This window comes from Parerythrobacter aestuarii (assembly GCF_030140925.1).
Lineage (GTDB): Bacteria > Pseudomonadota > Alphaproteobacteria > Sphingomonadales > Sphingomonadaceae > Parerythrobacter > Parerythrobacter aestuarii.
Genome location: NZ_JARBWD010000001.1, coordinates 1,581,930 through 1,606,819 on the forward strand (window position 1 = coordinate 1,581,930; position 24,890 = coordinate 1,606,819).

A 24,890-nucleotide genomic window follows, 5' to 3' on the forward strand; every position below is an offset into this window, starting at 1 on the left:
CGTTAAGCGGGCATGGCGGGTGAGAAAACCACTGTTGAACAGGTATTTGAAGCGCTCGTCATCGATGATGACGGGCGCGCTTGTCGTGACATTCCCGACAGCGCCTGCGGTGAAGAGCCACGCAATTTCCTCACCCATGTTGGTTCGCTGAGTCTCAGCAAGCTGGCTGACGGGCTGGTCGATCCCAAGCTGGTGCTGAGCTGGCTTATGACGACGCTTGGCGCGCCAGGCTATCTCATCGGCTTGCTGGTACCGGTGCGCGAGGCCGGCGCGCTGCTTCCGCAGATGTTCACCGCCGGTTCTATCCGGGCGATGCAACGCCGCAAGTACGCCTGGGCTGTGGGTGCCTTTGTCCAGGGACTGGGCGCATTGGGCATCCTCGCCAGCGCGCTCCTGATGGAAGGGAGGCATGCAGGCTGGGCCATCCTTGCCTCGCTGGCGATGCTGGCGCTCGCGCGCAGCGTCTGCTCGGTTTCGTACAAGGATGTCCTCGGCAAGACGGTGTCAATGTCGCGCCGTGGTTCGGCAACCGGCCTTGCTGGGTCGCTCTCGGCTGCTTTCGTCATTGCCTTCGCGCTCCTGCTTGTATCGGGCTGGATCGAGCGGATGGACATCGTTCTTGCGGGGTTGGCGCTCGCCGGAGCCTGCTGGATAGGCGGGGCCTTGCTGTTCGCGACGCTGGCCGAAGCCAGGGGCTCGACCGAGGGCGGGGCCAATGCCTTTGCTGTAGCAAAGGAGAACCTCTCGCTGTTGCGGGATGACCGACAGCTACGAACTTTCATTGCCACACGGGGCTTCCTGACCGCCACGGCGCTGGCACCCCCGTTCATGATCTCAGCCGGTTCGGCCGACGGGCAGTCGGCATTTGAAGGGCTGGGGTTCCTGGTCCTCGCGTCGTCAGGAGCCGCCTTGGTCAGTTCGGCCTTATGGGGCCGACTAGCCGACCGCTCGAGCCGCAAGGTGCTGCTGATCTCAGCGCTTGCCGGTGCTGTTGCACTGGGCGCTACAGCCGCTGCCGGGTGGGCGGGGATGTTACAAGGTACATGGGCGTTGCCGCTCTTGTTGCTAGGTCTGATGATCGCTTACCAAGGTGTTCGCCTGGGTCGATCGACCCACCTTGTCGATATGGCGAGCGAAGACACGCGCGCGGCCTATACAGCGCTTTCCAATACGATCATCGGTGTGATCCTGCTTGCGGGCAGCCTGTTGGGAGTCGCCGCACAGCTCTTTGGCAACGTATCGACAATTGGAGTCATGGCGCTGCTCTGCCTCGCCGGAGCATGGTTCGCCTCGCGCCTCGAGGAAGTCCAGGCGCGCTAGCGAGGGCGTAACCACAGACGGTTGGCAAGCGAAGCCCGGCGCGCCATATCGCGCGCCTGACAGGAGAATTTCATGGCCGAGTATGACTTTGACCTCTTCACCATCGGTGCCGGCTCGGGCGGCGTTCGGGCAAGCCGTGTTGCCGCTGCGCACGGCGCAAGGGTCGCAGTGGCGGAGGAATACCGGGTTGGAGGGACCTGTGTCATCCGAGGCTGTGTGCCCAAGAAGATGCTGGTCTACGGCTCCATGTTCGCCGAGGAGCTGGGCCATGCCGACAACTACGGATGGACAATCGAAGGCAAGAGCTTCGACTGGGCGGCGTTGCGCAATTTCGTCAATGCCGACGTCGACCGGCTTGAAGGGCTCTACGGCAAGACCTTGGCTAGTCACGAGGTCGAAGTTTTTGCCGAGCGTGCCACCATTACCGGGCCGCATGGTGTGAAGCTGGCCAGTGGGCGTGAAGTGAGCGCGAAATACATCCTCGTCGCCACCGGTGGTTGGCCGGCGATGCCTGATTTCCCGGGGGCCGAGCACTGCATCAGCTCCAACGAGGTGTTCCACCTTGAAGAGCAACCGAAGTGCCTGATGGTCGTCGGCGGCGGCTACATCGCGATGGAGTTTGCCGGAATTTTCAACGCGCTGGGCAGTGAAGTTACCGTCGTCAACCGGACCGACAGGATCCTGCGTAGTTATGACGAGCAGATCGTCGAGCGGATGCTGCATATCGCCATGGGTCGCGGGATCGATTTCAAGATGCACAGCCAGATCCAGTCGGTCGAGAAGCTCGACGATGGTTGTCTCAGTGTCGACCTTGGTGGGGCCAACCCGGTCAAGGTCGATCAGGTGCTGATCGCCACGGGGCGCAAGCCCAATTCAGCGGGCCTGGGCCTGGAGAACGCAGGGATCGAGCTCGGCGAAGGTGGCGAAATCCCGGTCGATGAATACAACCGCACCAGCTGCGAGAGCATCTATGCCGTCGGCGATGTCACCGATCGCGTGCAGCTGACACCCGTCGCCATTCGCGAAGGTCATGCCTTTGCCGATACCGTGTTCGGCGAAAATCCGCGCACGATTGACTATACCGCGATTCCCAGCGCGGTGTTCAGCCAGCCGCCGCTTGCCGGTGTGGGACTGACCGAAGCTCAGGCTCGCGAGCAGTACGGGAACATCAAGGTCTATTCCTCCGATTTCCGCCCGATGAAGAACATCTTCTCGCCGCACGCCGAGCGCGGGCTCTACAAGATGATCGTCGAGGCGACGTCGGAGAAGGTGCTGGGTGTGCACATGATCGGTCCGGAATCGCCGGAGATCCTGCAGGTCGCCGCCGTGGCGGTGAAGGCCGGGCTGACCAAGCAGGCTTTCGACGATACCGTCGCGCTGCATCCCTCCATGGCCGAGGAGCTGGTGCTGCTGAAATAGGCTAGCCGAAGCGTGCGGGGCTGAACTGCTCCGGTGACAGATCGTAGCGCTCGAACTCATCCGGCCATTCAAGGCCGAACAACAGCGCCTCGGCGATATCGGCAAGGGCGGGGGAGGTTTGCAGGCCGAACCCGCCTTGCCCGGCGAACCAGAAGAACCCCGGAGCATCGGCCGCAAAGCCTACCACGGGGCGCTCATCCGGTGCGAAGCTGCGCAAGCCGGCCCAGCTGTGATGGATGCGGCGGATTTCGAGGGTGGTGGCTTGCTCGACTCGGTGTGCGCCGGTGGCGATATCGATCTCCTCCGGCGCGGCATCGCAGGGTTCGCAAGGAGTTGCGTCCATCGGCGAAGCGAGAAGGCGACCGGTACCTTCAGGCAGCATGTAGAAGCCTTCGCCAACGGTCTTGGTAAAGGGCCAATGCGCGATATCTTCGCCTGCGGGTCCGTCGAACGAAATGACGGTCCGGCGGCGCGGCTCAAGGCCGATGGTGGCGACACCGGCCATGGCGGCTACGACATCCACCCATGCCCCGGCTGCATTGACGATCCGCTTGGCCATGTAGTTCTCGCCAGCCGTGCCGACGTTCCAGCCATCACCATCGCGCGCAACCGACAGTACCCTTGCATCGGCGACCAGCTCCCCACCGCCCGCGCGAACGGCGCGCAGGTGCCCTTGAAGCATTGTGTCGGCATCCAGCTTCAGCGCGGCGCGGTCGAGCAGTGCGCCAGCTGCGGCCTCGCGCTTGAGGATCGGCACCAGAGCTTGTGCCTCGGCTGTTCCGATCCGCTCGAAGTCTGCAGCATAGCGTTGGTGCTGCGCTTCCAGTTCGTCCAGCGCGGCAAGCTGGCCGGCATCGGCGATATGTAGCGAAGGATGGACAGTACCAGCTGGAGGGCTGCCATCCTGCGGCACTTGCGCAAGCCGCGCCATGCTCAAAGCCGTCAGCGCCCGCACTACCTCGTCGCCGAGCCCGAAATGCGCATGCGCCACGCTGCGTCCGGAGGAGTGGTAGCCTGGTGCGCTCTCCGCCTCCAGCACGACCACCGAGCCATGCTGCACGCAGCGTGCTGCCAGTGACAGCCCGGCAATTCCGGCTCCGATCACGATGGTATCGACGGTGCGCATGAGGAAGGGACTGACGCAATCCGTTGCGCGCTGCAACCATTCCTCTTACGCATGGCGCAAAGGAGAGAACCGATGGTGGGCACGGTCCTGGTAACAGGTGGTACGGGATATATCGGCGGGGAACTGATCAAGCAGCTCCTCGCCAAGGGTTGGACCGTCCACACGACGGTACGCAACACAGCGAAGAGCGAAGCACGGCTGCGCGAACGGTTCGGCCATCCGGATGATGACCTTCTGAAGATCTTCCAGGCCGAGTTGCTCAGCGATGACGGCTGGGCTGAAGCGGTCGCCGGATGCACTCATTTGGCGCATGTCGCTTCGCCGGTATCGGATACCGTGCCTGACGATGAAGATGAGCTGATCGTGCCGGCCCGCGAAGGCACGTTGCGCGCACTCCGCTTTGCCAAGCAGGCGGGCGTTACACGCTTCGTCCACACCAGCTCCATCGCGGCGGTCGCCTATGGCCGGGGCGAGATGGAATACACCGTCACTGAAGCGGACTGGACCGACGTCAACTCGCCCGACACCACGGCTTACGCCAAGTCCAAGACCATCGCCGAACGCACTGCGCGCGATTGGATTGCGGCAGAGGGTAGCGGGATGGAATATGTCTCGATCAATCCGGTGCTGGTGCTGGGCCCGGTCGACAGCGACGATTTCTCGGCCTCGGTCACGCCCGTTGTCATGCTGCTGACCGGCAAGGTGCCGATGGCACCCGACCTCGGCTTTGGCGTGGTCGACCTGCGCGACGTCGCCGACCTGCACGTGCGCTGCCTCGAAACGCCGGGCATCGATGGGGAACGGTTCATTGCCTCGGGCAAATTCATGAAGATGATCGAGATTGCCGATGTGATGCGCGCATGCCTGACGAGCGAGCAGGCGAAGAAGCTGCCCAAACGGACCATGCCCGGGTGGGTGGTGAAGCTCTTCATGCTGATCAACCCGCCGTTCCGCTCGGTGAAGAACGAGCTGGGCCGGGTGCGCCATTCGGATGCCAGCCATGCCGAGCAAGTGCTCGGCTGGAAAACCCGGGCCGAGGAAGAGAGCATCCTCGATTGCGCGCGCAGCCTGTTCGAACACGGTGTTGTCAAGCCCTGAATCGACGCAAAACATCTAGCAATTTACGTAAAACATAAAAAAGACATTGCGAATCGTATTGGCTGCTGTCATTGAACCTCCAACACAGTTTGGAGGAATCGAAATGACTGCAGTTTGGACGCGGCGCCTTGTGGATGCGTTGATCGTGTTGGTCGCGCTGGCGGCGCTGGGCGGGATCATCAAGGCCGGGGCCTCGATTGGCGAGGGCAAGTTCCACATGGTGAGCTATGCCGCATCAAGCGAGAATATCCGGATGGAGCATCTCGACAAGGAAGGGACGGCCTTCTGGCAGCTCCAGGAAGGAACGATCAGGGTCGACAATTACACCTGGTTGCGGTTGTTGCGGGTCGCGCTCCAGTTTACCTTTGTCGGGCTTTTTGCTGCAGCGCTGTGGAACCTCCGAGGGTTCCTGAGCCGGATTGCCGAAGGCCATGTTTTCACCGACGAGAATATCGCTGCGCTGACACGGATTGGGCAAATCCTGCTCGTCGGCGTGGCTTTGTCGGTGGTTGGAACCATCTTCATCCAGCACGTGATCATCAACGCTATCCCGCCGGTTGACGGGCGGGTCATTCATAGTTCGATCAGCTGGCGTGTGCAGGGGGTCGAGAACATCTGGCTCGAGTATTCACCCCCGATCGAAGCGCTCGTTCTTTCATTGCTCGCCTTTTCGGCAGCCGGGGCATTTCGCGCAGGAAAGGCCTACCGCGAAGACAGCGAGAGCGTGGTCTGATGGCGATCATCACCAATCTCGATGTGATGATGGCGAAACGGAAGGTCAGCTTGAAAGAGCTGGCTGACCGCATCGGCATTTCCAATACCAACCTGTCGCTGCTCAAGACCGGCAAGGTGCAGGGCGTGCGCTATCGCACGCTCGATGCGCTGTGCCGCGAACTCGACTGCCAACCGGGAGACATTCTCGAATTCCGCCCGGACGATGGCGACGAGGCAGCTGACTAGCAATGAGAGGCGATTGACGCGCGCGCTCAGGCATGGCTAGGCGGTTATCAACTGGTCGAACGGGAGAGTGCATGTCCGCCAATATCGCTGAAATGGAACGTCGCCGAGCAGCCTCGAAGATGGGCGGGGGCGAGAAGCGCATTGCCGCGCAGCATGCCAAGGGCAAGCTGACCGCGCGCGAGCGGCTCGACGTGCTGCTGGACGAAGGCTCGTTCGAAGAGCTCGACACCTATGTCGAGCATGACTGCACCGATTTCGGCATGGAGACACAGAAGATCCCGGGCGACGGCGTCGTCACCGGATCGGGCACCATCAACGGCCGACTGGTCTATGTCTTTTCGCAGGATTTTACCGTGTTCGGCGGCTCGCTGTCGAAGCGCCATGCGGAGAAGATCTGCAAGGTGATGGACACCGCGATGAAGGTGGGCGCGCCGGTGATCGGCCTCAACGATTCTGGCGGCGCGCGTATCCAGGAAGGTGTCGCCTCATTGGGCGGCTATGCCGAGGTATTCCAGCGCAATGTGCTGGCCAGCGGCGTGGTGCCGCAGATCAGCCTCATCATGGGGCCATGCGCGGGCGGGGCGGTCTATTCCCCGGCGATGACCGACTTCATCTTCATGGTGAAAGACAGCTCCTACATGTTCGTCACCGGGCCGGACGTAGTGAAGACCGTCACCAACGAGACCGTGACGCAGGAAGAGCTGGGCGGGGCGATCACGCACACCACCAAGACCAGCGTCGCCGATATCGCCTTCGAGAACGATCTCGAGGTTCTGCTGGCGACGCGCAATTTCTTCGATTTCCTGCCGCTGTCGAACCGAGAGACCGTGCCCGAGCGGCCCACCGCCGACCCGTTCGACCGCGAGGAAGAGAGCCTCGACACGCTGATCCCGGCCAATGCCAACCAGCCCTATGACATGCACGAAGTGATCCGGAAGGTGCTCGACGAAGGCGACTTCTTCGAAATCCAGCCGGCCCATGCGGGCAATATCCTGTGCGGCTTCGGCCGGGTCGAGGGGCGCACCGTGGGCGTGGTCGCCAACCAGCCAATGGTGCTGGCGGGCGTGCTCGATATCAACAGTAGCAAGAAAGCCGCGCGCTTCGTGCGCTTCTGCGATGCGTTCGAGATCCCGATCCTGACCTTCGTCGATGTCCCCGGCTTCCTCCCCGGCACCGACCAGGAGCACAACGGCATCATCAAGCACGGCGCGAAGTTGCTGTTCGCCTATGCCGAAGCCACCGTGCCCAAGATCACCGTGATTACCCGCAAGGCCTATGGCGGGGCTTACGACGTGATGGCGAGCAAGCACTTGCGCGGGGACTTGAACTACGCCTGGCCGACCGCCGAAATCGCCGTGATGGGTGCGAAGGGCGCGGTGGAGATCATCTTCCGCCAAGACCGCGACGATCCCGACAAGATCGCCGAGAAAACGAAGGAATACGAAGACCGCTTCGCCAACCCCTTCGTGGCGGCCCAGCGCGGCTATATCGACGAGGTGATCTACCCGCATTCGACCCGCAAGCGGATCGCGGTGGGGCTCAGGAAGCTAAGGACGAAGCAGCTTGAGAACCCGTGGAAGAAGCATGATAATATTCCGCTATGAACTTGTTGCGGAAATGGAGATTGTTCCGGCGTCTTAAGAACGAAGCCAAAAATTGCCCCGGCGGCTGGGTCTATGAGATCGACTGGGACTATGGCGACGACTACGTTCCACCCGAAGCGATTGTTGCCGGATTGGAGGTTGGTGCGAACGGGGAGCTTACTGGCATACGCAAGGAAAATCCCAACTATCGGGCAGTGATCCGACCAACGCGAAAGCCGAGAGACTATATGGAACGCTGCTTGAAGGGCGCATCGCATCTGCGGCAGAAGTGGGTTGTCGAAATTGACCCTGCGTTCGACGATCTGTTTCCTGACGTTCCCGAAGAGGGGCAAACTGGCAGCTGGTTCGTGGGAAGATCAGGGCGATTCACAGGAGAATTTCGTCCCAATCCACATTACAAAGGCGATTTGAAATGAAACTCGGCCGTCTCAACCATATCGGTGTCGCCACGCCTTCGATCGAGGAATCGATCCGCTATTACCGTGAGGTGATGGGCGCGACTTCGTTCCACAAACCGTTCGATCTCGAGGCGCAGGGAGTTAAGGTCTGCTTCGTCGATACGCCCGGTGAGGATGGCACCCACGGCACGCAAATCGAGCTGATCGAGCCGCTTGGGCCGGACAGCCCGATCGCCAGCTTCCTCGAGAAGAACCCTTCGGGCGGGCAGCACCATCTCTGCTACGAGGTCGAGGACATCGAAGATGCGCGCAAGTGGTTCGAGGACATGGGCAAGCGTATCCTCGGCCCGACCCGCATCGGCGCACATGGCACGCCGATCTTCTTCCTCCACCCCAAGGACATGATGGGCCAACTGACCGAGATCATGGAAACGCCCAAGGAAGGCAGCCACTGGTCAAATTGAAGACCTACCCCGCCAATCTCGTCATCCCCGCGCAGGCGGGGATCCAGATACGGTATCGATTGGCGAGAGGTCGGTTGGGCCCCTGCCATCGCAGGGGCGACGGAAGTTCTTTGCGGCATTGTACCTAGGCCCTCCAGTTTCACAGGGTTGCCACCCTGCGCCATCCGCGCCACAGACGGTTGCGAAACGAGACTTGTAGGGAGAGAGAACGCGTGAGCTACGAAACCATCATCGTCGAGCGGGACGGCCCGCTGATGACCATCACCCTCAACCGCCCCGACCGGCTCAACGCCATGCCTCCGCAGATGGCGGACGAGATCGGCGCGGCGTTCTATGACCTGCGCGATGCGCGCGCGGTGCTGATCACCGGGGCGGGCAAGGGCTTCTGCTCGGGCGCGGACCTTTCCGCACGCGGCGAACGTAGCGCGCTGGAGATGAAGGGCGGCAGCCACCTGGCGCTGCAGAACCACTATAACCCCGCCGTCAGCCAGGTGCTGCGCGCGCCGGTGCCGGTGGTCTGCGCGGTCAATGGGCCGGCGGCGGGGGTCGGCTGCTCGCTCGCGCTGGCGGCGGACTTCACCCTTGCCGGACGCTCTGCGTATTTCCTGCAAGCCTTCGTCAATATCGGCCTCGTGCCCGATGGCGGCTCGACCTGGCTGCTGACCCGCGCCATTGGCCGTGCCCGCGCCACCCGCATGATGATGCTGGGCGAGAAGATCGGCGCCGAGCAGGCCGAGGATTGGGGCCTGATCTACAAGGCGGTCGACAATGACGGGCTGCTGGCCGAAGCCCGCGAACTGGCGCTGAAGCTTGCCAATGGCCCGACCGTGGCGCTGCGCACCATGAAGCAGAACATCGCACTCGCCACCGACGGCTCGCTGCAGCAGGTCCTGCTGGCAGAGGCCGAGGGCCAGCGGCTCGCCGGCGCCACGGCTGATGCGCGCGAAGGCGGCATGGCCTTCCTCGAAAAGCGCAAGGCCGAGTTCAAGGGCGCCTGATGCTGTTCTACGACAGCCCGAACCCGGCGCCCAATCCGCGCCGGGTGCGCATCTTCGCCGCCGAGAAAGGCATCGGACTCCCGAGCCGCGAGATTTCGATCCCCGCGCGCGAGCAGAAATCCGAGGAGTTCCTCAAGATCAACCCGCGCGGGCAGACCCCGGCGCTGGAAACCGACGATGGCGAGGTGGTCACGGAGAGCGTGGCGATCTGCCGCTATCTCGAGGCGCTGCATCCCGATCCGCCGATGTTCGGGACCACGCCGCTCGAAATCGCGCATGTCGAGCAATGGTGCCGCCGGGTCGAGATGATCCTGATGGCACCGATTGGCGCGGTCTGGGTCCACACCCATGCCTTCACGGCGAAGCTACCGGGCCGCAACGAGGAATGGGGCGAGACCAACCGTCCGCGCGTGGAGGAGGCGTTCCGTTTCTTCGACGCCTCGCTGGAAGGGAGTGAGTTTCTCGCCACGGACAGCTATACGCTGGCGGACATTTTGCTCCTCACCACGATGGATTTTGCCGGGTTCGTGGGTTGCGGAGCGCCGGACAATTGTGCAGCGCTTCATGCGTGGCACGAACGTGTAAGCGCAAGGCCCAGCGCCAGCGCCTGAAGGACCGAGAATGACCGACAAGCCGACCCCCGCCGACTGGAAGGCCCTTGCCGACAAGGAAGTGAAGGGCCGCGATCTCGATTGGGAGACGCCCGAGGGTTTCACCATCAAGCCGCTCTACACGGCGGAAGACACCGCCGATGTTGATCCAGGCCTGCCGGGCTTCGCGCCGTTCACGCGCGGGGTGAAAGCGAGCATGTATGCCGGCCGTCCATGGACGATCCGGCAATACGCGGGCTTCTCGACCGCCGAGGAATCGAACGCCTTCTACCGCCGCAACCTCGCGATGGGGCAGAAGGGCCTCTCGGTCGCCTTCGACCTCGCCACCCACCGTGGCTATGACAGCGATCACCCGCGCGTGGTCGGTGATGTCGGCAAGGCGGGCGTTGCGATCGACACCGTCGCCGACATGCAGATCCTGTTCGACCAGATCCCGCTCGATCAGATGTCGGTCAGCATGACCATGAACGGCGCTGTGATCCCGGTGATGGCATTCTACATCGTTGCTGGCGAGCGGCAGGGCGTTTCGACCGAGCAGCTTTCGGGGACCATCCAGAACGACATCCTCAAGGAGTTCATGGTCCGCAACACCTATATCTACCCGCCCGAGCCGAGCATGCGGATAGTCAGCGATATCATCGCCTATACCTCCACCAACATGCCGAAATTCAACAGCATTTCGATCAGCGGCTATCACATGCACGAGGCCGGGGCGACGGCGGTGCAGGAGCTTGCCTTCACCATCGCCGACGGCAAGGAATATGCCCAGCGCGCGATGGCGACCGGGCTCGATATCGATGCCTTCGCCGGACGGCTGAGCTTCTTCTTCGGCATCGGCATGAACTTCTTCATGGAGATCGCCAAGCTGCGCGCCGCGCGCACGCTGTGGTGGCGGGTGATGGACGGGCTGGGGGCAAAGAGCGAACGTTCCAAGATGCTGCGCACGCACTGCCAGACGTCGGGCGTGTCTCTGCAGGAGCAGGATCCCTACAACAACGTCATCCGCACCACGATCGAGGCGATGGCCGCGACGCTGGGCGGCACGCAGTCGCTGCACACCAATGCGCTCGATGAAGCCATCGCGCTGCCGACCGATTTCTCCGCCCGCATCGCACGCAACACCCAGCTGGTGCTGCAGGAAGAAAGCGGCATCACCAATGTCGTCGATCCGTTGGGTGGCAGCTACTACATCGAAGCGCTGACGAAGCAGCTGGTGGACGATGCCTGGGCGCTGATCGAGGAGGTCGACGCGGCCGGGGGGATGACCGCCTATGTCGCCACCGGCAAGCCCAAAGCGGCAATTGAAACCGCTGCTGCCGAGAAGCAGACCGGCATCGACCGGGGCGAGACCGTGATCGTCGGGGTCAACAAGTACCGCAAGGACACCGAAGATCCGATCGAGACGCTCGAGGTCGATAACCACAAGGTCCGCCAGGGCCAGATTGCCCGCCTCAAACGCGTCCGCGACGAGCGTGATGAAGCAGCATGCCAGGCTGCGCTCAAGGCACTGAGCGATGGGGCGAGGCACAGTGTGAGTCCCCGCGCAGGCGGGGACCTCAGTCAGTCTGGCGCTACCCCTCCTGGGGCCCCCGCCTTCGCGGGGGAGCACAATCTCTTGGCCCTCGCAGTCGAAGCCGCACGTCACGATGCGACACTGGGCGAGATTTCCTCGGCGATGGAAGCGGTGTTCGGTCGCCACGATGCCACCCCGCAGCCGGTGAAAGGCGTCTACAAGAGCGCCTATGAGTTCGACCGTCGCTGGCAGCAGGTCACCGACGGGGTCGCCGCCGTCGAGCGTCGCCTCGGCCGCAAGCCCAAGATCATAGTCGCCAAGATGGGCCAGGACGGCCACGATCGCGGCGCCAACGTTATCGCCAGCGCTTTCGCCGACATGGGATTCGAGGTCGTCTCCGGCCCGCTGTTCCAGACGCCGCAAGAGACGATGGAGATGGCGCTGGAACACGGCGTCGACGCCATCGGCGCGAGTTCGCTTGCGGCCGGGCACAAGACACTGATCCCCGAGCTGATCAACCTGCTCAAGGAAGCGGGCCGCAGCGACATCAAGGTCGTAGCTGGCGGCGTGATCCCGCCGCAGGACTATGACTTCCTGCGCGAAGCCGGGGTACAGGGCATCTACGGCCCGGGCTCGAACGTGGTCGAATGCGGCGCCGACATGCTGCGCCTGCTGGGCCACAACATGCCGCCTGCCGGCGATGAGCTGGACGAGGCGGCGGAGTGAACTGATGCTGTTTGATCACTGCTCGAAGTTCATCAAGGGTATCCTTCTGGCTATCCCAAATATCCCTTTGCTCTTGCTTTGGTTCAGTGAGCGAACCGCGACAGAGAAAATCGTCGGCACTCTTATCTGGCTCGTAGTCATCGTTGCTCTCGCCGTCGTAATCACAATATGGCGAGCCCGACGCTATAACGGAGGCATTCCGCGTTGACCCAAATCCGCACCGACTGGACCCGCGCCGAAATCGCGGCCCTTTTCGATCTCCCGTTCACCGAACTGCTGTTCCAGGCCGCTACGGTTCACCGTGAGTACCACCCGCCCGAGCAGGTGCAGCTCTGCACGCTGCTCTCGATCAAGACCGGCGGGTGTCCGGAGGATTGCGGCTATTGCTCGCAGTCGGTGCATGCCGAAAGCGGCGTCGAAGCGACCAAGCTGATGGATGTGCAGGCTGTGCTTCAGCGCGCGGCGCAGGCCAAGGATGCGGGCAGCCAGCGCTTCTGCATGGGCGCGGCGTGGCGCAATCCAAAGGACCGGGACATGCCCGCCATCGTCGAGATCGTGAAGGGCGTGCGCGATATGGGGCTGGAGACCTGCATGACGCTGGGCATGCTGACGCCGCAGCAATCGGCGCAGCTGGCCGAGGCGGGGCTCGACTATTACAACCACAATATCGACAGCAGCCCGGAATATTACGAGCGGATCATCTCGACCCGCTCGATGAAGGAGCGGCTCGATACGCTGCAGAATGTCCGCGATGCCGGGATCAATGTCTGCAGCGGCGGCATTATCGGCATGGGCGAAACGCGCGAGGACCGTGTTGGCTTTGTCCACACGCTGGCAACGCTGGAGCAGCATCCCGAAAGCGTGCCGGTCAATGCGCTGGTGCCGATCAAGGGCACGGTGCTGGGCGACATGCTGGCCGACACGCCGCTGGCGAAGATTGACGACATCGAATTCGTCCGCACCGTTGCGGTGGCGCGGATCTGTATGCCCAAGAGCATGGTTCGCCTGAGCGCCGGGCGCGAGAGCATGAGCGAAGCAACGCAGGCGCTGTGCTTCCTCGCCGGCGCGAACTCGATATTCACGGGAGACAAGCTGCTGACCGCGCCCAATGCCGGCGACGACAGCGATGCTGCGTTGTTTGCCAAGCTAGGGCTGACGGCGCTGCAGGGCGAGGAACCTATGCGGGCCGAGAGATCGACGGTGCCAGCGGAATGAGTAAACGCCCGATCCTCACCAGCGTTGCCTACTGGTTGGTTGTGCTTGGAATTGTTCTCTACAACTTTTTCGACTGCGGCATCGGGGCGGGCTGGGATGAAGAGAGCCATCAGATGATTGTCGACTGCCACGCCGGGGCGGAGATCACCAACCAGGCGGTCGTGACAGTGGCGATCATTGTCTACTCAATCTGGTGTGTCGTCACGATCAAGCGTTTTCGCCGCGAGCAGGATGCGTGACGCTCGGCTTTTCTGTCCCCGAACTGCTCCCACACGCCCGCAATGGCGAAAAGCTCAAGATCGGCCTGCGCGCGCTGGGCGAGGATGAGTGGCTCCAGCCGCAACCCGACCTTGCAACCAGGGCGTCTGCTTTCGATACCCGTCCCGAAGCCGTCCAATTGACCGAGGAATCCGAGACACCCGGCGTAGAACTTGCCGAAATGCTTGGCCTTTCCGGCGGCTTGCCCGAAGCTGCTCGGGCGCACTGGGAGGATATGTGCCTCCTGACCCGTCAGCCCGATGAGGATTTCTACCGCCTGATTGGCGCCGCCGTTGGTTTCCCCACTGACTGGCGGGTAGAGGACAAGATGGGCCTGCCGCTCGCCGCGATGCACGCCCCGATCCACGGCTATGCCGAGCAGCTAGCCACCGGTGTCGATCGCTTCATGGCCAAGCTCAAACCGGGTGCGCTCTACGGCCGCAGTAACTGGTTCGTGGTCGACAGCGGGAACCTGTGCCACTTGCCGGGCGAGCGAGAATTGTTCGCCGGTGTGACTGCGGCGAACGCCGGAGAGCGCCTCTTCGCTCGCTGCGAACGACAGACCCTGCGCCGCTTGCCGCGAACCGGCGCAATCCTGTTCACCATCGGTGTCTATGTCGAGCCGCTCGGCAAACTGCGTGGAGATAGTGTCCAGTGGCTCGCCGAAGCCGTGAAGGCCATCCCGCCCGGGGAACGCGAACGGCGCGGGATAGGGGCTTACCTTCCAGCTCTGATAGGCTATGCGAACCGGCGAAGAGAGGAATTGACGGACTGATGTTCAAGAAAATCCTGATTGCCAATCGCGGCGAGATTGCCTGCCGCGTCATCAAGACTGCTCGCCGGATGGGTATCCAGACCGTCGCGGTTTATTCCGACGCCGATGCCCGCGCGCCGTTCGTGAAGATGGCGGATGAAGCAGTGCATATCGGCCCGGCACCGGCGGCGGAAAGCTACCTCATCGCTGACAAGATCATCGCGGCTGCCAAGCAGAGCGGGGCTGAAGCCATCCACCCTGGCTACGGTTTCCTGTCCGAACGCGCGAGCTTCGTCGAGGCGCTGGAGAAGGAAGGCATCGCCTTCATCGGCCCGCCTGCGGGTGCCATCGCGGCGATGGGCGACAAGATCGAGTCCAAGAAGCTGGCCAAGGAAGCGGGCGTCAATGTCGTACCTGGCTTCGTCGGCGAAATTCGCGATACCGACCATGCGGTCGAGATCAGCAACGACATCGGCTACCCTGTAATGATGAAGGCATCCGCTGGTGGCGGGGGCAAGGGCATGCGGCTCGCCTATAGCGAGAAGGACGTACGCGAAGGCTTCGAAAGTGTGAAGCGCGAAGGGCTCAATTCCTTCGGCGATGACCGGGTCTTCATCGAGAAGTTCATCGAGGACCCGCGCCACATCGAGATCCAGATCCTGGGCGATAAGCACGGCAACGTTCTCTATCTGAACGAGCGCGAATGCAGCATCCAGCGGCGACACCAGAAGGTCGTCGAGGAAGCCCCGTCACCCTTCGTCACGCCCAAGATGCGCAAGGCCATGGGCGAGCAATGTGTCGCGCTGTCAAAGGCAGTCGATTACCACTCGGCGGGCACAGTCGAGCTGATCGTCAGCGGCAAGGACCCGACTGGCGAGAGCTTCTACTTCCTCGAGATGAACACCCGCCTGCAGGTCGAACACCCGGTCACCGAAGCAATCACCGGGATCGACCTGGTCGAGCAGATGATCCGCGTTGCTGCCGGCGAGAAGCTGTCGATGACGCAGGAAGATATCGGCATCCAGGGCTGGGCGATCGAGAACCGCGTCTATGCCGAAGATCCCTATCGCGGCTTCCTGCCAAGCACGGGCCGCTTGGTCGAATACCAGCCGCCGCTGGAAGGCTGGACCGACGATGGCAGCGCCAATGGCCGCCGCGGTGTCGATGGCGTGCGGGTCGATGATGGCGTCTACGAAGGCGGCGAAGTCTCGATGTTCTACGATCCGATGATCGCCAAGCTGATCACCTGGGGCGAAACCCGCGACGAGGCGGCGGACCTGCAGATCCAGGCTCTCGATGCCTTCCGCATCCAGGGGCTGGGGCACAATGTCGACTTCCTTAGCGCCCTGATGCAGCATCCGCGGTTCCGCTCGGGCGAGCTGACCACAGGCTTCATCGTCGAGGAGTTTCCTGACGGCTTCACCGGCGCAGCGGTTTCCGACGATTTGCTGCGTGGGTTGGCGGCGGTTGCGGGTGTGATCGCCACCGCCGATGCCGACCGGGCGCGGCGGATCGACCAGCAACTCGACGGTCCGCTCTATGCTCCGGGCGACTGGGCCATCCGCATCGGCCTCACCGAAGCGGATGCGAAGCACTACGAGGTCAGCCTGATCGAGGATGCCATCCTGGTCGACGGCGAACCGGTCGAGCTCAGCTTCGACTACACGCCGGGGGACTGGATGGTGGATGTCGAGCTGGGTGACGAAGCGATGACGTTGCAGCTAGCACCGACCCGTATGGGTTATGCCATCACCACGCGCGGCGCGACACAGCATATCCGTGTCCTGCCGCAGCGGGTGGCGCATCTCGCCGGACACATGATCGAGAAGGAACCACCTGACCTTTCGAAGCTGCTGATCTGCCCGATGCCGGGCCTGCTGGTGAAGCTGCATGTGGGCGAAGGCGAGGAAGTCCAGCCGGGCCAGCCGCTGGCGACGGTCGAGGCGATGAAAATGGAAAACATCCTGCGCGCCGAGAAGCAGGCGACCGTAGCCAAGATCAATGCCGGTGAGGGTGACAGCCTCGCGGTCGATGCGATCATTCTCGAGCTGGAGTAGCAAACGGGGAAACCGCCAATGTCTAAACGTTGGGCTGGATTGTTGGCCTTTGTAGCTCTGTTGCTGAGCCATCACCCGGCTGTTGTGGCTGAGGAATTTTCAGGCGATCGTTATTCGGTTTCGGTCCAGTCGGACGTTACCTACGCACAGGGTCTGGTCGGTGCATCGGGCAGTGATCCGCAGGTGCGCGATCTGAAGCTGGACATCTATCGGCCGGTTGCCGACGGCAAGCTGTTGGCTGATCGTCCTGCAGTGATCCTTGCCTTTGGCGGTGCCTTCTTGCGGGGTTCGAAAGGCACCGCGCGATTCGAGGAAGATGGTGCTTCGGATTCAGCGATGGGCGAGTATTGCCGCGTCTTCGCGGCTGAGGGCTATGTCTGTCTGTCGATCGAGTATCGCGTGATGGTTGAGGATCCGGCCATGCCTCACGGCATGGATCCCGTCACGATGTTTCCCAAGTCGAGCGTGTGGAACCCGGCGGCAACCTCGCGCGTGGACGTGGTCAGGGGCAGGATGGGGCTGCCGCCACTCGACGATCAGACCCGCGAGCAGCTTTGGAGTACCATTTTTGCTGCTGCCGAAGATTTGGCAAGTGCGGTCGATTTTGCCCGAAGCCATTCGGACGAGCTTGGGATTGACCCTGATCGCCTGGCCATCGGTGGCTTCTCGGCAGGCGCCGTAACCGCGATCAATGCGGCCTATGGATTGGGCGTGCCGGTGAAGGCGATGTTTTCCCTGTCCGGTTCGACCGTTGGCTTCGACCTGCGCAGGACGGCAAGGGCCGGGATGCCGCCCGGCCTGTTCGTGGTCGGCCAAAACGATCTTGGAGGGATGCTGCTTGGTACGCGCGCGGTGATCGATGTGTTGGACAAGGCCGGTATCGAAACAGAATCTGCCTGGATACCCGGTTTCGGCCATTTCTATCCCATGGGCGCGCCGAGCCTTGGCGGCGATCTCGGCAAGATGACATTAAGGACGCGACTCCTGCAGTTCCTTGATCGCAACCTGCGAACAGAACAATAGCTGAGGAGAACCAAGTTGCTGCAACGAATTCCTGATCTATGCGGCTTGGCCTTGCTCGTCGCTGCAACGGGCTGCATCGCGCCGCAGGATGAGCCACAGCCCGGGCCGCCTGAGGGCGAGTTCGGGCACTCTGAAACCTCAAAGGCCGAGTGCGAGGCGAAGAAAGGCACCTACGCCAGGCGCGGCATGCTGGGGAGCTACACGTGTGCGGTGCCTTATCCCGATGCCGGCAAGGCATGCACCAAGCCAAGCGACTGCGAGGGGCAGTGCCGGGTGGAAAGCCCGCAGGACGAATTCGGCAAGTGCCAGGCCAACAGCAATCCCTTCGGTTGCTATTCCTACATCAACGAAGAGGACCAGGTCGTCGCGATCTGTGTGGACTGACCGATGTCGGGTGTTGCCGGGTGGAAGCGTGTGGATCCCAAATGGGCTGGAGTCGATGCGTTGATCGAATCCACCCTGCTGGGCGAGGACGAGGCTACCGCGCAAGCCGCACGTCACAGTGCCGCGTCCGGCCTGCCGGATATCGCTGTTTCGCCGGCGCAAGGCCGCTTCCTGCAAATGGTGTGTGAACTGATTGGAGCCCGCCGCGTACTCGAAATCGGCACTCTTGGCGGGTATTCCACCCTGTTCCTGGCGCGCGGCGTTGGCGTCGGCGGCGAGGTCGTGACGCTTGAGGCAAAGAAGACCTACGCCAAAGTCGCTCAAGAGAATTTTGACGCAAGCGGGCTGGGAGACCGGATTACCATGCACATTCGCGCTGCGCTCAAGTCGCTGGCCGACCTTGATGGCGTGTTCGACCTGACATTCATCGATGCCGACAAGCCCAACAATGTGAACTACGTTGAGCACGCGCTCTGCCTGTCAAGGCCGGGCAGTCTCATCATCGTCGACAATGTCGTGCGTGAGGGCAACATTCTCGATCCCGCCGAGGGCGATGAATCTGCCAAGGGTACGCGCGCGCTCTACGAACATGTGAAAGACCATCCGCGCCTGGAAGCGACGGCGCTCCAGACCGTCGGCGCCAAGGGTTGGGACGGTATGATGTTCCTGCGGGTGAAGAGCTGATGCATCTGAGCCATGATCCTGAAGCGCCCGCTGCCGAGCAAATCACCTTCGATGATTTCCTGAAGGCTGATATTCGCATCGGCACGATCATCGCCGCCGAGGAGTTTCCGGAGGCCCGCAAGCCAAGCTACAAGCTGCGGATCGATTTCGGCCCTGCCATTGGCGAGAAGAAGAGCTGTGCGCAGATCGCCGCCAACTATAATCTCGATGAACTGGTTGGCCGACAAGTCGCCGCCGTTGTCAATTTTCCGCCGCGCCAGATCGGTCCGGCCATGTCCGAAGTGCTGACACTGGGGTTTGCCGATCAGTCTGGTGATGTCGTGTTGTTTGCGCCGGATGTGAAGGTGCCCGACGGCTCGCGCCTATTCTGACGGCTTTGTCCGATGCCCGCAGTCAGGCAAGGGACAAGTGCAGGCACTGGTTGAAGGCAGTATTGGCATAGCCCGCGAATGCTTCGCCATTCTCGAAGCCACGCTTGCGGTAGAGTGCCAACGCGGCATCGAAGTGGGGCCCGCTGCCGGTTTCAAGGCTGAGGATTGCGAACCCTTCAATTATGGCGCGTTCGATAATAGCGTCGAGCAGGACTCCTGCGAGGCCTCGGCGCACAAAGTCGGGGTGGGTGCGCATGGATTTCAGCTCGATTCGCTCGGCATCGAGCCGCTTCATCGCTCCAATCGCTGCCACCCTGCCATCTAGCCGCACTGCAAGGACAGTAACGCGTGGATCGCGCAACCCTTCAAGATCGAGCGGGAAGCACATGTCGGGCGGCGAATTGCGCTGCATCTCCGCGTGATGGAAACGGACAAGATCGACGACCTCTGGATTTTCGAGGTCGGCAATTTCGACCTGCATCTATTCCTCCACCAGCGCGACCGCGCGGATCCAGCCGGCGCTGGCGCGCTCGATCTTTACCGGGAAGCAGCTGAAGGTGAAGCCGTGGCTGGGCAGGGCGGCAAGGTTGGTCAGCTTCTCGATCTGGTAATAGGGGCGGATCCGACCGGCCTTGTGTCCTTCCCAGATTATCGCCGGATCGCGGTTCTCGGCCCAGCGCCGGGCGGTATGGCTGAAGGGCGCATCCCAGCTCCAGGCATCGGTGCCCACGACTTCGACGCCGTGCTCCGTAAGCCAAAGGGTTGCCTCGGCCCCGAGGCCAACTCCCTGGTCGGTGAAGTTATCCGTCCCGTACTCCGCACCTGATTGCACCAGCACGATATCGAGCGGTTGCAGGTCGTAGCCAATCCTGTCGAATGCTTCTTCAACTTCGGTCGCCGACACGACATGCCCATGCGGCAAATGCGAGAAATCGAGCTTCACCCCAGGGCGGAAGAACCTGTCGAGTGGCGCTTCGTCAATGCTGGGAGCCGGGGCCGCGCCGCTATCTGTCGTCGAATGATAATGCCACGGTGCATCCATGTGCGTCCCATTGTGGGTGCTCAGCTCGAGCATCTCGACTGCCCAGCCTTCGCCATCGGGCAGGTCTGCTTTCTCTAGCCCGGGAAAGAACATGGCTATCTGCTGCCAGGTGTCTTCATGAGTCATGTAGGTGACCTTGGGGCGCATCACCTCGGGGTCGGAAATGACGTCGTTGGTGATCGGGATCGAGAGGTCGATGAAGCGTGTCATGCTGCGCACAATCGCCCGCAGCATGCGCGCCGTCAACGGGCGATCAGCTGCTCATCGAGAAAGGCAGCAACATCCTGAAGATCAACATCTTTTGCCAGATATGCTGCACCTGTGCTGCGCAACAAGAGAAAGGGGAGTGTGCCTGCATCCATCTTCTTGTCGTGCAACATGTGCTGAACGAGGGCAGCGCCATCGGCTGCGAGACCCAATGCGGATATTTCGCAAGGGAGGCCAACGCCGGCAATCGCTTCTGCAACGCGCTCCGCATCGCTGTCTGCCAACTCGCCACGCCGCGCAGAATAGCGCGCCGCGAGGACCATTCCGAGCGCGACCCCTTCGCCGTGCAAGAGCTTGTCCGAAAAGCCGGTTTCCGCCTCTAGCGCATGCCCAAAGGTATGACCGAGGTTGAGCAGCGCCCGCACACCGGTCGTCTCGCGTTCGTCTTCGGCCACGATCCGGGCCTTGGCCGCAACGCTGGTCGCAACAGCTTGTTCAAGCGCGGCGGGATCGCGTGCGAGGACTTTGGCACCGTTGGTTTCGAGCCATTCGAAGAAGCCGATGTCTCCGAGGATTCCGTATTTGATGACTTCGGCAAAGCCGCAGCGCATCTCGCGGTCCGGCAGGGTATCGAGCGCGCCAAGGTCGGCCAATACCAGCGATGGCTGGTGGAAGGCACCGATCAGGTTCTTGCCCGCGCGCGTGTTGATAGCGGTTTTGCCGCCCACCGAGCTGTCGACCTGTGCCAATAGCGTTGTGGGGATCTGGATGAAGCCGCAACCGCGCTTGAGGATCGAGCAGGCAAATCCGGTCAGGTCGCCCACCACGCCGCCGCCCAGCGCCACGACATTATCACCGCGTTCGACGCCCTGCGTCAGCATCCAGTCGGTAAGGGTTTCGAGGCTTTGCCAGCTCTTCGAATCCTCACCCGGCGGGACTTTGTAGAGCGCCACTTCCTTGCCAGCGCCCGCAAGACCCTCTGCCAGCGCCGCGCCATGGTGTTCCCATGCGTTCGCATCGGCCACGACTGGAACAACCGATTTGCGCAGCTTGGGCCCGGCGAGCTCGGCCAGCCTGCCGATCAAGCCGCGATCGACGTGCACGTCATAGCTTCGTCCTGCCAATTGCACCGGGATTACAGCCATTGATCAATCGCCTCTAGGATGCGGTTGGCAGTGTGCATATGCGGCCCGTCTTCGCTGCGTACGTGGATCGGGGCCTGCGAATAAAAGGGCTCGCGTTCATTATAGAGCCGCGTCAGGATTTCCTGCGGATTGCCCTGTTTGAGCAGCGGGCGTGTATTGCGGCGGCTCGTCCGTTCTACCAGTGTGGCAATATCCGCAGTGATCCACACAGCGATGGACTTGTCGAGGATGAGGGCGCGAGTTTCGTCGTTAACAAACGCGCCGCCACCCGTGGCAATGACCCCCTGCTTTTCTTCCATGAGGCGAGCGATGACGCGCCGTTCCCCGTCACGAAAGTACTCCTCGCCGAACTCTGCAAAAATTTCGGAGATCGACATCTGCGCTGCATCCTCGATCTCTTCGTCAGCATCGATGAAGTCGCGCCCAATCAGGCTGGCGAGGCGTCGACCCACCGTCGATTTGCCAACACCCATCAGGCCGACCAGCACGATCGGTCGATCGATCCGTTCGGCAAGGCCGGCGTAGTCCATGTTGCCGGGGGAGGGTGTTCCAGTTTGCATTGAAGCATGGCCTAGAGATGGGCTAGGGCGAAGGCAATAAAGGGTAACTTTTGTTGGAAGCGGGTTTGGTTATGGGTCGGAGGCGGCTGGGCATGGGCGCGCTGCTGGTTGTTCTGGTGACCCTCCTCTGGGCATGGTGGGATGGCGGCCGAGAACCCCTGCGCCCGATCGAACAGGAGATTCCCGTGCCGGAGGGTATGGAATGAAGCGGTTTCTGGTGTGTGGTCTGCTGGCTGGCGCGGGAGCGTTAGCGCTGACGACGGCCTATGCCGGTTTGCAGGCGGCGCCTGAATCACTGTTGCCGCCCGGATTCGATGATCCGGCACCGGCTCCGAGTCCTGCCCCACGGCCCACTGCGGCACCGAGACCTGTGGCTCCGGGTGGACCCGCCGCCCCAGGTTCGGGCAGCGTGCCGGTTATCCAACCCTTGCCGGTGGGCCCGGCACCCGATGCGGAAATCGCCTTGCCGGTGGAGCTTCCATCGCTGGAAGAACTGGAAGAGCTCGATCCGGATGAGCTCGACGAATTGCTCGGCCTCAAGCCCAAATACGACATTCCACCGGCTGCCCGTCGGTCGATGGAGCGGATCGGCATCATCAACTCCGCTGAAGGAGGCTTGCCAGTCGGCTCGCTCGGCCGGCAACCGGCTTCCATTGTCCGCGCTGCATTAGGTGGAATTCAGAGGCCCATGGTTTCGCGTTGGGGCCACATCATGCTGCGCCGTGCTCTGGCTAGTCGGCTTGAAACCCCGATGGGCATGGAGCCGGCGGAATTCGCCGGGATGCGCGCGGCGGCTCTCAATGCGATCGGCGAATTCGAGATATCGAGGGCGCTGGCCCAGGATGTCGATACCGGCAACTGGGGCAGGCCGCTCGCAGATGCGGCGGTTGAGGCTTATGTTGCGACGGGGGACATCGTCGGCGCTTGTCCGCTAGTCCGGTTCCAGGGCGGGCTACGCGAAGACGCCCAATGGGAGATGCTGCGGGCGATCTGCAATGCCTTCTCCGGGGAAAGCGCCCGTGCCCGCAGCGACCTGATCCGTATGCGCAGGGATGGTGATGCAGCGGCAATCGATGTCCTGCTGGCACAGCGGTATGCCGGTGCAGCCGGACGGGGACGTAGCGCCGTCAACCTGGAATGGGACGGGGTAGAGGAGCTGACACCCTGGCGCTTTGGACTCGCGACTGCGCTTGGTGCTGAAATTCCCGCATCCCTTTTGGAGGATCTTGGACCCGACTATCTCAAGGTGGCGGCCCGATCGGCCGCGTTGCCGCTGTCGCAGCGTTTGCGCGGAGCCGAACTCGCTGCCAGCGAGGGTATCCTCTCCTCCTCGGCACTGATTGACCTCTACTCACAGTTCTATGCGGAAGATGGCACAGGCGGGATATTCGGCCCTCAGGCGGTGCAATTGCGCGAGGCATATGTCGGCGTCGATCCGGCGACGAGAATGGCGGCAATCCAGTCGCTTTGGGGAGAGGGGTCGAACCCGGACTACGCCCGACTGGTGCTGACCGCCTATGCCGCAGCGCGAATTCCCGCGAGTGACGACCTTGCCGATCAAGCCGGAAAACTGATCGCGGCGATGCTTGCAGCCGGACTTGACCGTGATGCGATGGCATGGGGCAATGTGGTGGCTGAAGGCAGTGAAGGCTGGGCCTTGCTCGTTCTGGCCCAACCGACCCGTTCCAACCCTGTCGGTTCGGCGGCCATCGACAGCTTTGCCGGTGATGATGACAGCGAGGGAAAGCGCAAGTCAGCCTTCCTGATTGCCGGGCTGGCAGGTCTTGGCCGGTTGGAGACCGGCACCGCCAATGAGTATTCGGAGGCGCTCGGCCTTGAACTGCAACGAACGACGCGCTGGAGCCAACTGATCGATCGCTCAGGCGAACTGCAGAACCAGGCGCTTGTGGCGTATCTAGCAGGGGTCGGCATGCAAGGCCGCAACTGGGGCAGCATGTCTCCGCGTCATTTGTTCCACATCGTCCGCGCGCTCAATCGGGCAGGCATGCAGGCCGAAGCGCGCATGATCGCTGCGGAGGCAGTCGCTCGCGGATAGGACCGGCATGGCTATAGGTTCGGCAGAGATCGACGAGTTCCTCGCCATGCTGGCGGCAGAACGCGGGGCTGCTGCCAACACGCTGGCGGCCTACCGACGAGACCTCGAAGGCGCTGCTGAGCTTGTTGGTGACCTGGCCGCGGCTGAACGGTCGCAATTGTCCGGGCTTGGCAGCGCATGGGAAGCGCTTGCGCCGGCCACAGTAGCCCGCAAATCTTCGGCGCTACGGCAATTCTTCGGATTTCTTGTCGATGAGGGCATACGAGACGATGATCCGTCTCCTGCCCTTCCGCGGCCGGCCACCCGCAGGTCTCTCCCCAAGATTCTCTCGCACGGTGAAGTGGGAGCACTGTTTGCTCGCGCTGAACTCGAGGCAGAGCCGGGCCGGCCGACCGCCATCAGGATGCTGGCGCTGCTCGAACTGCTCTATGGCTCGGGGTTGCGGGCAACCGAACTGGTATCATTGCCGGTTGCAGCGGTACCCAGGGATGCGCCGTTCTTGACGGTCACAGGGAAGGGCGGCCAGGCGCGGATGGTTCCCGTTAGCGGTCGGGCACAGCAAGCGCTCGCGAAATGGATGCCGGTGCGAAATGCCGATTCGGCATTCCTCTTTCCTTCACGCAAGTCGCACCTGACCCGGGTGCGGCTGTTCCAGTTGCTCAAGGATCTTGCGGTTAGAGCCGGTCTGAAGCCAGAGAAGGTCAGTCCGCATGTCTTGCGGCATGCCTTCGCCACGCATTTGCTGGAGGGCGGGGCGGATCTCAGGGTTTTGCAAACGCTGCTCGGGCACGCCGACATCGCGACCACGCAGATCTACACCCATGTCGATGCATCGCGCCTCGTTGCGCTAGTAAACGAGCGGCACCCGCTTGCGGAACGCCGCCGAGGGGACTAGCG

Annotated in this window: 26 protein-coding genes; 21 read left to right on the plus strand and 5 right to left on the minus strand. The window is 62.4% G+C overall.

What is annotated here, in order from left to right; genetic code table 11:
• Positions 1-12 precede the first annotated feature (12 nt).
• Together QPW08_RS07725 and gorA are read left to right on the plus strand one after the other, a co-directional pair.
• Entirely contained in the window at positions 13-1,320 is a 1,308-nt protein-coding gene (locus QPW08_RS07725; protein ID WP_284125152.1) for an MFS transporter, read from the plus strand.
• Positions 1,321-1,392: 72 nt separating this feature from the next.
• The gene (gorA, locus tag QPW08_RS07730; protein WP_284125153.1) at positions 1,393-2,739 is read left to right on the plus strand and encodes a glutathione-disulfide reductase; all 1,347 of its coding nucleotides are present in this window, start codon (positions 1,393-1,395) and stop codon (positions 2,737-2,739) included.
• A gap of 1 nt (position 2,740) precedes the next feature.
• Here gorA and QPW08_RS07735 read toward each other — a convergent pair whose 3' ends face one another.
• Positions 2,741-3,865, minus strand: a complete 1,125-nt coding sequence (locus QPW08_RS07735; RefSeq protein WP_284125154.1) for an NAD(P)/FAD-dependent oxidoreductase — start codon at positions 3,863-3,865, stop codon at positions 2,741-2,743.
• 72 nt (positions 3,866-3,937) lie between these two features.
• On the opposite strand from QPW08_RS07735, the gene QPW08_RS07740 reads away from it, so the two are divergent.
• The 17 genes from QPW08_RS07740 (at position 3,938) to QPW08_RS07820 (ending at position 18,983) form a co-directional block, all read left to right on the plus strand.
• Entirely contained in the window at positions 3,938-4,963 is a 1,026-nt protein-coding gene (locus QPW08_RS07740) for an NAD-dependent epimerase/dehydratase family protein (protein WP_284125155.1), read from the plus strand.
• 103 nt (positions 4,964-5,066) lie between these two features.
• Positions 5,067-5,696, plus strand: coding sequence for a DUF2975 domain-containing protein (locus QPW08_RS07745; protein ID WP_284125156.1), 630 nt, complete (start codon positions 5,067-5,069; stop codon positions 5,694-5,696).
• Positions 5,696-5,923 carry a helix-turn-helix domain-containing protein gene (locus tag QPW08_RS07750; RefSeq protein WP_284125157.1) on the plus strand — a complete coding sequence of 76 codons (228 nt, stop codon included), beginning with the start codon at positions 5,696-5,698 and terminating at the stop codon, positions 5,921-5,923. The genes QPW08_RS07745 and QPW08_RS07750 overlap by 1 nt, the downstream gene beginning before the upstream one ends.
• A gap of 71 nt (positions 5,924-5,994) precedes the next feature.
• On the plus strand, positions 5,995-7,527 hold the full coding sequence (locus QPW08_RS07755) for an acyl-CoA carboxylase subunit beta (RefSeq protein ID WP_284125158.1): 1,533 nt from the start codon (positions 5,995-5,997) through the stop codon (positions 7,525-7,527).
• Positions 7,524-7,943 (plus strand): hypothetical protein, encoded by a 420-nt coding sequence (locus QPW08_RS07760; protein WP_284125159.1) that lies wholly within the window; start codon positions 7,524-7,526, stop codon positions 7,941-7,943. The genes QPW08_RS07755 and QPW08_RS07760 overlap by 4 nt, the downstream gene beginning before the upstream one ends.
• Positions 7,940-8,389 (plus strand): methylmalonyl-CoA epimerase, encoded by a 450-nt coding sequence (gene mce, locus QPW08_RS07765; protein ID WP_284125160.1) that lies wholly within the window; start codon positions 7,940-7,942, stop codon positions 8,387-8,389. The genes QPW08_RS07760 and mce overlap by 4 nt, the downstream gene beginning before the upstream one ends.
• Before the next feature lie 212 nt (positions 8,390-8,601).
• On the plus strand, positions 8,602-9,387 hold the full coding sequence (locus tag QPW08_RS07770) for an enoyl-CoA hydratase-related protein (protein ID WP_284125161.1): 786 nt from the start codon (positions 8,602-8,604) through the stop codon (positions 9,385-9,387).
• Positions 9,387-9,998 carry a glutathione S-transferase family protein gene (locus tag QPW08_RS07775; protein ID WP_284125162.1) on the plus strand — a complete coding sequence of 204 codons (612 nt, stop codon included), beginning with the start codon at positions 9,387-9,389 and terminating at the stop codon, positions 9,996-9,998. The genes QPW08_RS07770 and QPW08_RS07775 overlap by 1 nt, the downstream gene beginning before the upstream one ends.
• Before the next feature lie 10 nt (positions 9,999-10,008).
• Positions 10,009-12,237: a methylmalonyl-CoA mutase gene (scpA, locus tag QPW08_RS07780; protein ID WP_284125163.1), complete on the plus strand. Its 2,229-nt coding sequence runs from the start codon at positions 10,009-10,011 to the stop codon at positions 12,235-12,237.
• A gap of 204 nt (positions 12,238-12,441) precedes the next feature.
• Positions 12,442-13,452 (plus strand): biotin synthase BioB, encoded by a 1,011-nt coding sequence (gene bioB / locus QPW08_RS07785; protein ID WP_284125164.1) that lies wholly within the window; start codon positions 12,442-12,444, stop codon positions 13,450-13,452.
• On the plus strand, positions 13,449-13,691 hold the full coding sequence (locus tag QPW08_RS07790) for a hypothetical protein (protein ID WP_284125165.1): 243 nt from the start codon (positions 13,449-13,451) through the stop codon (positions 13,689-13,691). Before bioB ends, QPW08_RS07790 begins: the two co-directional genes overlap by 4 nt.
• Complete coding sequence (locus tag QPW08_RS07795; RefSeq protein WP_284125166.1) at positions 13,688-14,485, plus strand: heme-dependent oxidative N-demethylase family protein; 798 nt, start codon at positions 13,688-13,690, stop codon at positions 14,483-14,485. The genes QPW08_RS07790 and QPW08_RS07795 overlap by 4 nt, the downstream gene beginning before the upstream one ends.
• Positions 14,485-16,521: an acetyl-CoA carboxylase biotin carboxylase subunit gene (locus QPW08_RS07800; protein WP_284125167.1), complete on the plus strand. Its 2,037-nt coding sequence runs from the start codon at positions 14,485-14,487 to the stop codon at positions 16,519-16,521. Before QPW08_RS07795 ends, QPW08_RS07800 begins: the two co-directional genes overlap by 1 nt.
• 18 nt (positions 16,522-16,539) lie before the next feature.
• Positions 16,540-17,544: an alpha/beta hydrolase gene (locus QPW08_RS07805; protein WP_284125168.1), complete on the plus strand. Its 1,005-nt coding sequence runs from the start codon at positions 16,540-16,542 to the stop codon at positions 17,542-17,544.
• Positions 17,545-17,559: 15 nt separating this feature from the next.
• Entirely contained in the window at positions 17,560-17,928 is a 369-nt protein-coding gene (locus tag QPW08_RS07810) for a hypothetical protein (protein ID WP_284125169.1), read from the plus strand.
• A 60-nt stretch (positions 17,929-17,988) separates the two neighbouring features.
• Positions 17,989-18,612 (plus strand): O-methyltransferase, encoded by a 624-nt coding sequence (locus QPW08_RS07815; RefSeq protein ID WP_284125170.1) that lies wholly within the window; start codon positions 17,989-17,991, stop codon positions 18,610-18,612.
• On the plus strand, positions 18,612-18,983 hold the full coding sequence (locus tag QPW08_RS07820; RefSeq protein WP_284125171.1) for a tRNA-binding protein: 372 nt from the start codon (positions 18,612-18,614) through the stop codon (positions 18,981-18,983). Before QPW08_RS07815 ends, QPW08_RS07820 begins: the two co-directional genes overlap by 1 nt.
• Positions 18,984-19,005: 22 nt before the next feature.
• On the opposite strand, the gene QPW08_RS07825 is transcribed toward QPW08_RS07820, so the two are convergent.
• From QPW08_RS07825 to QPW08_RS07840, 4 genes are read right to left on the minus strand one after another with little or no spacing between them, the layout of a single operon-like run.
• A complete protein-coding gene (locus QPW08_RS07825; protein ID WP_284125172.1) occupies positions 19,006-19,464 on the minus strand; it encodes a GNAT family N-acetyltransferase in 459 nt (152 codons plus the stop codon).
• Entirely contained in the window at positions 19,465-20,259 is a 795-nt protein-coding gene (locus tag QPW08_RS07830; RefSeq protein WP_407674551.1) for a cyclase family protein, read from the minus strand.
• Between the two features lie 8 nt (positions 20,260-20,267).
• Entirely contained in the window at positions 20,268-21,377 is a 1,110-nt protein-coding gene (gene aroB, locus QPW08_RS07835; RefSeq protein ID WP_284125173.1) for a 3-dehydroquinate synthase, read from the minus strand.
• Complete coding sequence (locus QPW08_RS07840) at positions 21,368-21,937, minus strand: shikimate kinase (protein ID WP_284125174.1); 570 nt, start codon at positions 21,935-21,937, stop codon at positions 21,368-21,370. The genes aroB and QPW08_RS07840 overlap by 10 nt, the downstream gene beginning before the upstream one ends.
• Before the next feature lie 202 nt (positions 21,938-22,139).
• Here QPW08_RS07840 and QPW08_RS07845 point away from each other — a divergent pair, with 202 nt between their 5' ends.
• Together QPW08_RS07845 and QPW08_RS07850 are read left to right on the plus strand one after the other, a co-directional pair.
• Positions 22,140-23,993, plus strand: coding sequence for a hypothetical protein (locus tag QPW08_RS07845; RefSeq protein WP_284125175.1), 1,854 nt, complete (start codon positions 22,140-22,142; stop codon positions 23,991-23,993).
• Positions 23,994-24,000: 7 nt separating this feature from the next.
• Positions 24,001-24,888, plus strand: coding sequence for a tyrosine recombinase (locus QPW08_RS07850; protein ID WP_284125176.1), 888 nt, complete (start codon positions 24,001-24,003; stop codon positions 24,886-24,888).
• Positions 24,889-24,890: the final 2 nt, after the last annotated feature.